9 protein-coding genes are annotated in these 7,416 nt (G+C 29.6%); 8 read left to right on the top strand and 1 reads right to left on the bottom strand.

Annotated features, from left to right (window positions below; all coding sequences use genetic code 11):
• The coding region (locus F594_RS0108210; protein WP_019034761.1) for a helix-turn-helix domain-containing protein at positions 1–431 on the bottom strand (431 nt) is incomplete at its 3' end.
• Between the two features lie 414 nt (positions 432–845).
• On the opposite strand from F594_RS0108210, the gene F594_RS09970 reads away from it, so the two are divergent.
• The 8 genes from F594_RS09970 to F594_RS0108165 all read left to right on the top strand — a co-directional run bounded on the left by F594_RS09970 (position 846) and on the right by F594_RS0108165 (position 7,413).
• Positions 846–974, top strand: coding sequence for a hypothetical protein (locus tag F594_RS09970; protein ID WP_019035231.1), 129 nt, complete (start codon positions 846–848; stop codon positions 972–974).
• Positions 975–1,343: 369 nt separating this feature from the next.
• Positions 1,344–2,300 (top strand): hypothetical protein, encoded by a 957-nt coding sequence (locus F594_RS0108195; RefSeq protein ID WP_232202604.1) that lies wholly within the window; start codon positions 1,344–1,346, stop codon positions 2,298–2,300.
• Positions 2,301–2,308: 8 nt separating this feature from the next.
• Positions 2,309–2,572: a DUF951 domain-containing protein gene (locus tag F594_RS0108190; RefSeq protein WP_019035229.1), complete on the top strand. Its 264-nt coding sequence runs from the start codon at positions 2,309–2,311 to the stop codon at positions 2,570–2,572.
• A gap of 9 nt (positions 2,573–2,581) precedes the next feature.
• A complete protein-coding gene (locus tag F594_RS0108185; RefSeq protein ID WP_019035228.1) occupies positions 2,582–3,772 on the top strand; it encodes a MalY/PatB family protein in 1,191 nt (396 codons plus the stop codon).
• Between the two features lie 363 nt (positions 3,773–4,135).
• Positions 4,136–4,360, top strand: a complete 225-nt coding sequence (locus F594_RS0108180; RefSeq protein WP_009346218.1) for a FeoA family protein — start codon at positions 4,136–4,138, stop codon at positions 4,358–4,360.
• A gap of 2 nt (positions 4,361–4,362) precedes the next feature.
• Positions 4,363–6,444 (top strand): ferrous iron transport protein B, encoded by a 2,082-nt coding sequence (gene feoB / locus F594_RS0108175; RefSeq protein ID WP_019035227.1) that lies wholly within the window; start codon positions 4,363–4,365, stop codon positions 6,442–6,444.
• Between the two features lie 126 nt (positions 6,445–6,570).
• The gene (gene rpsF, locus F594_RS0108170; RefSeq protein ID WP_004825474.1) at positions 6,571–6,855 is read left to right on the top strand and encodes a 30S ribosomal protein S6; all 285 of its coding nucleotides are present in this window, start codon (positions 6,571–6,573) and stop codon (positions 6,853–6,855) included.
• Positions 6,856–6,864: 9 nt separating this feature from the next.
• Positions 6,865–7,413 carry a single-stranded DNA-binding protein gene (locus F594_RS0108165; RefSeq protein ID WP_004825601.1) on the top strand — a complete coding sequence of 183 codons (549 nt, stop codon included), beginning with the start codon at positions 6,865–6,867 and terminating at the stop codon, positions 7,411–7,413.
• Positions 7,414–7,416 lie beyond the last annotated feature (3 nt).

The following is a 7,416-nucleotide window of genomic DNA, read 5'->3' as shown; positions in this document are numbered from 1 at the left end:
TCACTAGATTCTTTTTTTGTTTTATTAGTTTTATTTTTTAGATCTTTATTTTTATCTGTATTTGGCATATTTGAAGGTCTTCCTCTCTTTTTTGGTTTCAGTCCTTCTATGCCTTTTTCTCTAAATTCTTTAACCCATCTAGATATCATTGATGGATTGTTGATTTTAAATTCATTTGCTAGGCTTTGATAGGACATTTCTCCTGTTAGATACAAGTCTACTACATTTAGTTTTAAGTCTAAAGAGTAACTACTATTTTTTCTTGATACTTTTAGTCCATCGTAATCTTGAGATTCATAAACATTAACCCATCTTCTAACAGTCGAATGATCTGGGATAGAGTATTTTTTTGCTAATCCTTTATAGCCTATATTTCCTTCTAAATATTCTTTTACTACTTTAATCTTAAATTCTGTTTTGTATTTTGCCATTAAAAAACTGACCTCCTTATGTTGGTTTTTAAGTCCAACTTTTGGGGGTCAGTTCAAATTGGGGGTATTTTTTTAATTAGTTATAATCACTATTTAGCGATTTAACTTGACTACAGAATAAATCTGGAATACATTTAAATAAATAGACATCAGATGTATGGTCAAAAATTGATGTTACCATACAAAATACAAAGATAAAAAATTAATGAGGTCCATATGAAAAATATCTTTAAAAGATTGTTTTTAATTTCAATATGATCTTTATTGTGGATATATAAAAGAGCGAAGAAATCCAACATATGCTTGGGTATCATTTTATATTGTTGCTTCTACAATAACCGACCAAGTATGGTTGAAAGGCTTTGTAAATGGTAATGGATATTGGACTGAATCTCATGGAATTTAGGTGGTAATATGAACAATTTTGCAGTAATGTCAATAATTTCAAATTATTGTCTTCAAGCATTTTTTATAATTTTAAAGACATTTTTAATTTATAAAATTTATAAAGAAGTAAAAAAGAATATAAGAAAGGATAAATAGATATGGAACATATGCAAAGAGCTATATTACTTAGCAGATTATTTTATATATTATTTAATATTTGTCCACAGATTATTCAAATATATTTTCTATACAAAATATATAGATTGGTTAAAAAAGATTGATTTTTAATGAAAATACCCTGGATTTGCTTTAAAAAATTCAGGGATTTTTTTGTTGGTATAATTTTTGAAGCTGATTTATACATAAATGTCAATATTTTTGATATAATAAATCGAGGAAGTGACTTTATTGAAAATTAAGAAAAATTACTTAATTATGCTTGGGATTTTAGCGGTTTTATTTTTATATATAATTATAAATAGTTCAAATTTTACAAAAACGAGGACCATAGTTAGGTTGAGGGGTTTGAATACTGGTACTTCTATTGAAGATTTTCACCTAACTAGCAAATCAATTCTTTTGTGGGGGGATAATACCTTATTTATATGTGATAAAGATGGTAATATTTCAAAAAAGATTCAAAGAGATGATGATAAATTAACTTGTATTTTTGTAAATAATTATACTTTTTTATATGATAAAGATTTGAAAAAGGTTTATCAGTATTCTGAGTTTGGAGAGCTACTTAATACTATTATAGTTCCTGGACAAATTTTGCATATCAGTTATGAAAATGCCAACATTGTATTTCATATTTTTGATAAGGATAAGGAAGTTTTATATATCTTATCAAATGATAATTCTCTTAGTGAATTTTATTCAACGTCTAATCAAATTTTAGTTCATGATATAGTTGATAGAAATAATTTTGCTGTTGGAGAACTACAAATTAGCGGAAATGGTTATAAATCTATTTTGAATATGACTCATGGTGGCAAAAACATAATGAAAACTATAAATTCTGAGGTTCTTATGTTTGTAAAAAATTCTGATAAATCTACCCTTTTTTTAAGCAATAAAAACTTATATAGATATTTGAATGATGGAGAGTTTTATTCTTCTGAAGTACCCAATATTTCAGATGTAATTGTTGATGGAAAGATCACATATCTTTTACATTCAGGAATTTTGTCTAAATTTAATTATAAACTTGAAGAAGTTGATAAGAAAATTATTGCTGCAAATGTTGATAAGATTGAGATGGTTTCTAATTCAATTTATGTTTACGGACCATCTGATATTGGCGGAGAGATAGGAAGAAAGGGCGAATTTTATACAAGGCTTGGTTATTCTATTGATAAAATTGAAATAGAAGGTCTTACGATTGGAATGTTAAGGGATAACGAGTTGAACCTATATAAGATAAGTACAAAGAGAGTATCAAACGATGAAAGTAATGATTTAAACTTAAATTATGAATAGGAGGCTTTATGTTATATTATAAACTTGATGATATAGTAACCTTAAAAAAGGGACATCCATGTGGCGAAAATAAGTGGCAAATTAAAAGAACCGGAGCTGATATTAAGCTTGAGTGCTTGGGTTGTGGAAGATTAATTTGGATGAGCCGTATGGAATTTGAAAAGAGGGTAAGAAAGATTCTAGAAGGTAAAAAGTTTGTATCAATAGTCCACCATAAAAAAGATGATGATAAACTTGATGAAAAAGATGATGAGAACCTTGATGAAAAATAGGAGGCAATTATGAAATATGATTTTTTAACTAACCCCGATAGGAGAAAGCAAGGATCCAGAAAATATATGGTGATGTATAATAAAAATCCCCATCTTTCCAAGGACATTATTCCTCTTTCAGTAGCTGATATGGAATTTGTTACACCACCAGAAATAAGAGAAGGACTAAAAGATTTTTTGGATGAAGTGGTTTTAGGATATAGCGCACCAAATGATGAATATTTTAAAGCTCTAAAAGCTTTTATGTATAGAAAACATAATTTTAAAATAGAAAATGACTGGGTGGTCAATACTAATGGTGTTGTGCTTGCATTTTTCAACTGTGTAAGGGAATTTTTAAAAAAAGACCAAGGGCTAATTATTATGCCTCCTGTTTATCCACCTTTTTTTAATAGTGCAAAGTATCAAGGAAGAAAACTTGTTGAGTGTCCTCTTTTATGTGAAGATGGATATTACACAATAAATTATGAATTATTTGAAAAGCTTGCTAGAGATAAAAATAATAAGGCTCTACTTTTCTGCTCACCTCATAATCCTGTAGGTAGGGTGTGGAAAAGGGAAGAATTGGAAAAGCTCGGAAAAATTATTGTTAAAAATGACTTATATCTTTTTGCTGATGAAATACATAATGACATAGTTATGCCTGGATATGAACATACTGTGTTTCAAAGTATTTCAGATGAACTTTCTGAGAGAACCATTACTTTTACTGCTCCATCAAAAACTTTCAATCTAGCTGGACTTGGAGTTTCAAGTATAATTATAAAAAATAAGGATATGAGGGAAAAATTTGTTGATGGTCTAGAAAAAATTGGGGCTCATGCAAATTCTGCCCTAGCATATAAGGCAGCGGAAATTGCCTACAATGAATGTGACCTATGGCTTGAAGAAATGATTTGTGTGATAGATAAAAATCAAAAACTTGTAAATAAATTTTTCAAGGAAAATTATCCCAAAATAAAAGCAAGGTTAATTGAAGGAACTTATTTAATGTGGATAGATTTCAGAGATTTGAATATGACTTATAAAGACTTGCAAAGCTTTATGGAAAATAAGGCTGAACTTTTCTTTAACGAAGGATATTTATTTGGAGAAGAAGGGCAGGGTTTCGAAAGAATTAATCTGGCACTGCCTGAAAAATCTTTGAAAGAAGCCTTGAATAGGTTAGATAAAGCTTTAAAAGAAATAAATTATAAATAAAATTATCCCGTGGGAGATTCCCATGGGATTTTCTATTGTAAATTATATTTTACTTATATTTGAAGATTTTTTATATAATAATTTATAAAAAAATTCTGCAAAAGAGGAAAATAAAAAAGCTAGAAGAACAAGCATCCTTTTGTAATAGAGAAATTTAATAAGTATAAAAATGAATTTTAAGACAAGCCCTAGCAAAAAAATCTAGCAAAAGGAATGCTGATAAGATAAAAAACTTTGTTGATAAAATTAATTTACTTAAATCAATAAGATAAAAAATGTTATGGTTATTTTATTGACATTAAACCTTTTAAGTTATATCATTACCTATAAGTTAAGTATACCTAATTATATTGGAGGTGTATTATGAATTTAGCTCAGATAGAACCAGGTCAAAGTGCAATTGTAAAGGGTTTTACAGAAAATTCAAAAATTCGGAGAAGACTTCAGGATTTAGGACTAATAAGCGGAACTAAGGTTAGGTGTATTTCAAGGTCGCCTTTAAAGGACCCAACCTGCTATATGATTAGAAGAGCAGTTATAGCTATTAGATATTCTGATGCAAAAGAAATAATTGTAAAGGAGCTTTAGTGATGGAAAAAGTGGTAGCCTTAGCAGGAAATCCAAATGTTGGGAAGTCTACAGTTTTTAATGCCTTAACAGGTCTTAAGCAACATACAGGGAATTGGCCAGGAAAAACAGTAGAATGTGCAAAGGGAAATGTTGAAGATAAAGGCAATAAATTTCAGCTTGTGGATTTGCCAGGATCATATTCACTTCTTGCTCATTCTGAAGAGGAAGAGATAGCGAGAGATTTCATATGTTTTGAAAAACCAGATGCTGTAATAGTTGTATGTGATGGCACAACTCTTGAAAGAAATATGAACTTAGTTTTACAGATTATGGAAACTACAAAAAATGTAATATTGTGTGTTAATTTGTTAGATGAGGCGAAAAGGAAAAATATAGAGATAAATTTGAATAAATTATCTGATATTTTAAAAATTCCTGTTATTGGAACAGCTGCAAGAAGTGGTAAAGGTCTTGAAAAAATTTTTCCAAGTCTTTATGAACTATTTTCTAATAAAAAGGATGATATTTATATTGTAAGATATCCAGAAGAATTAGAAAGGGAAATATCTATATTACAAGAAGATTTGGAAAAGTTTTTGCCAGATACTCTAAATGCCAGATGGGCTACTGTTAGAGTTCTTGAAGATGACAAAAGTTTTTTTGAGTCATTAAGTAAACATGAGAATATAGACTTATCAGCAAATAAAAATTTAGATGAAAAGATTAAAGCTTCCAGATTAAGACTTCAAGATAAGACCTATAATCTTGAAAAAATTAAAGATTCAATTGTTGAAGCCTTTGTAAATAATGCTGAAGAAATTTGCAAAGATACTGTAATTTATAAAAACAAGAACTATAATCAAAGAGATAGGAAACTTGATAAACTTTTTACCAGCAAGACTACTGGTTTTCTTATTATGTTTTTACTTCTTCTAGGGGTTTTTTGGATAACTATAGCAGGAGCTAATGTTCCTTCAGATTTAATTAATAAGCTTTTATTTTCATGGGAGGATAATATTTTAGCTTTTCTAAAAAATATAGGTCTGCCCAAATCTATTTATGGTCCCTTAGTTTTTGGAGTATATAGGGTAGTGGCATGGGTTATTTCTGTAATGCTTCCCCCTATGGCAATATTTTTTCCTTTATTTACACTGTTAGAAGATTTTGGATATCTTCCTCGTGTGGCGTTTAATTTAGATAAATATTTTCAAAAATGCAATGCCTGCGGTAAACAAGCTCTAACAATGTGTATGGGCTTTGGTTGCAACGCTGCGGGAGTTACTGGATGTAAAATTATTGATTCACCTAGGGAAAGATTAATAGCAATTTTAACCAATAATTTTGTTCCTTGTAATGGGAGATTTCCTACAATCATTGCAACTATAACTATGTTTTTAGTTATGGGATTTGGAGGAGGATTTTTATCTTCATTATTTTCTGCATTTATTTTAGCCCTAGTAATAATTTTGGGAGTTTTTATAACAATTCTTGCTTCAAAAATTCTTTCTGAAACTTTATTAAAAGGAATTCCTTCTTCTTTTACCTTAGAACTTCCGCCCTATAGGGTGCCTCAAGTTGGTACGGTAATAGTTAGAAGTATTTTTGATAGGACAATTTTTGTTTTGGGAAGGGCTGTTGTTGTTGCAGCTCCTGCTGGAATAATAATCTGGATACTTGCTAATATAAATTTTGGAGATATGAGCATATTAAATCATTTAGTAAATTTTCTTGAACCATTGGCAAGACTCATGGGTCTTGATGGAGTAATCTTAACAGCCTTTCTTTTGGGCTCACCTGCTAATGAAATAGTTGTACCAATAATAATTATGACTTATTTGTCAAAGGGTTCCTTACTTGAAATAGATGATATAAATGTAATGAGAAATTTACTTGTAAATAATGGATGGACTATAATTACAGCCATTAATGTTATTTTATTTTCCCTAATGCATTGGCCATGTGGGACAACACTTTTAACAATTCATAAGGAAACTGGATCAATAAAATGGACTGTAATTTCTTTTCTCTTGCCTACAGTTTTTGGTATAGTTTCTTGTATATGTTTTACAAGCTTGGCCAAATTATTTTTAGCTATATTTTGAGATTATTTTATTAAATTTTTGAGATGGTAAGATTTGACAGATAAAGTTTTTAAGTATATAATTTAAAAGATTCAAAAGAATCCTTGCATAGTTAAGCTATGCCTTATGTCCACAGGGAGGTGAATTATGAATAAATACGAAGCAGTGATTATGTTTTATCCTGATGTAGAAGAAGAAAAAAGAGAAGCTTCTTTTACAAGAATTAAAGGTATTATGGAAAAACATGGTAAAATCAACAATATCGACGAATGGGGAATGAAAAAACTTGCTTACGAAATTGATTACTACAAAGAAGCTTATTACACTTTTGTAGAATTTGATTGTGATCCTGAAGAAATTCAAGAAATTAACAGAATTGCAAGAATTAGTGACCCTATTATGAGAATTATGGTAATCAAGGTAGAAAAATAAGGAGAAATTATGAATAATGTTTGTTTATTAGGCAGACTTACCAGAGATCCTGAATTGAGATACACACCACAAGGTGGTGTTGCTGTTGTGAGATTTACCCTTGCAGTCAATAGACGTTTAGGCAAAGAAAAAAGACAAGAGATTGAATCTAATCACGGACAAACTGCAGATTTTATTTCTTGTACTGCATGGCGACAAACAGCAGAACTTATAGCAAATTATTGCCACCAAGGTGACCAAATTGCAGTAGAAGGTAGAATTCAAACTGGCTCTTATGAAAAAGATGGCAGAAGAATTTATACTACAGATGTTGTTGTAAATACTATGGATTTTGCGTCTAGAGCTGGTGGAGGAAATTATTCCTCTAACAATTCTTACAATCAAGATTACGGAAATAATAACTATAATCAAGTTCCTAATCAATCTTACAACAATAACAATAATGCAAATAATCCACCTGTAAATTCAGCATATAATAATGATGATTTTTCAAATGGTGACTCCAATTCGGATGATGAGGGATTTTTCCCAATGGATAATGATGACATACCGTTCTAAGGA

Origin of the sequence: Peptoniphilus lacrimalis DSM 7455 (genome assembly GCF_000378725.1) — a bacterium.
Taxonomy (GTDB): domain Bacteria; phylum Bacillota; class Clostridia; order Tissierellales; family Peptoniphilaceae; genus Peptoniphilus_A; species Peptoniphilus_A lacrimalis.
Note: the sequence above shows the minus strand (reverse complement) of the source record. Positions and strands in the feature narration are given on the sequence as shown.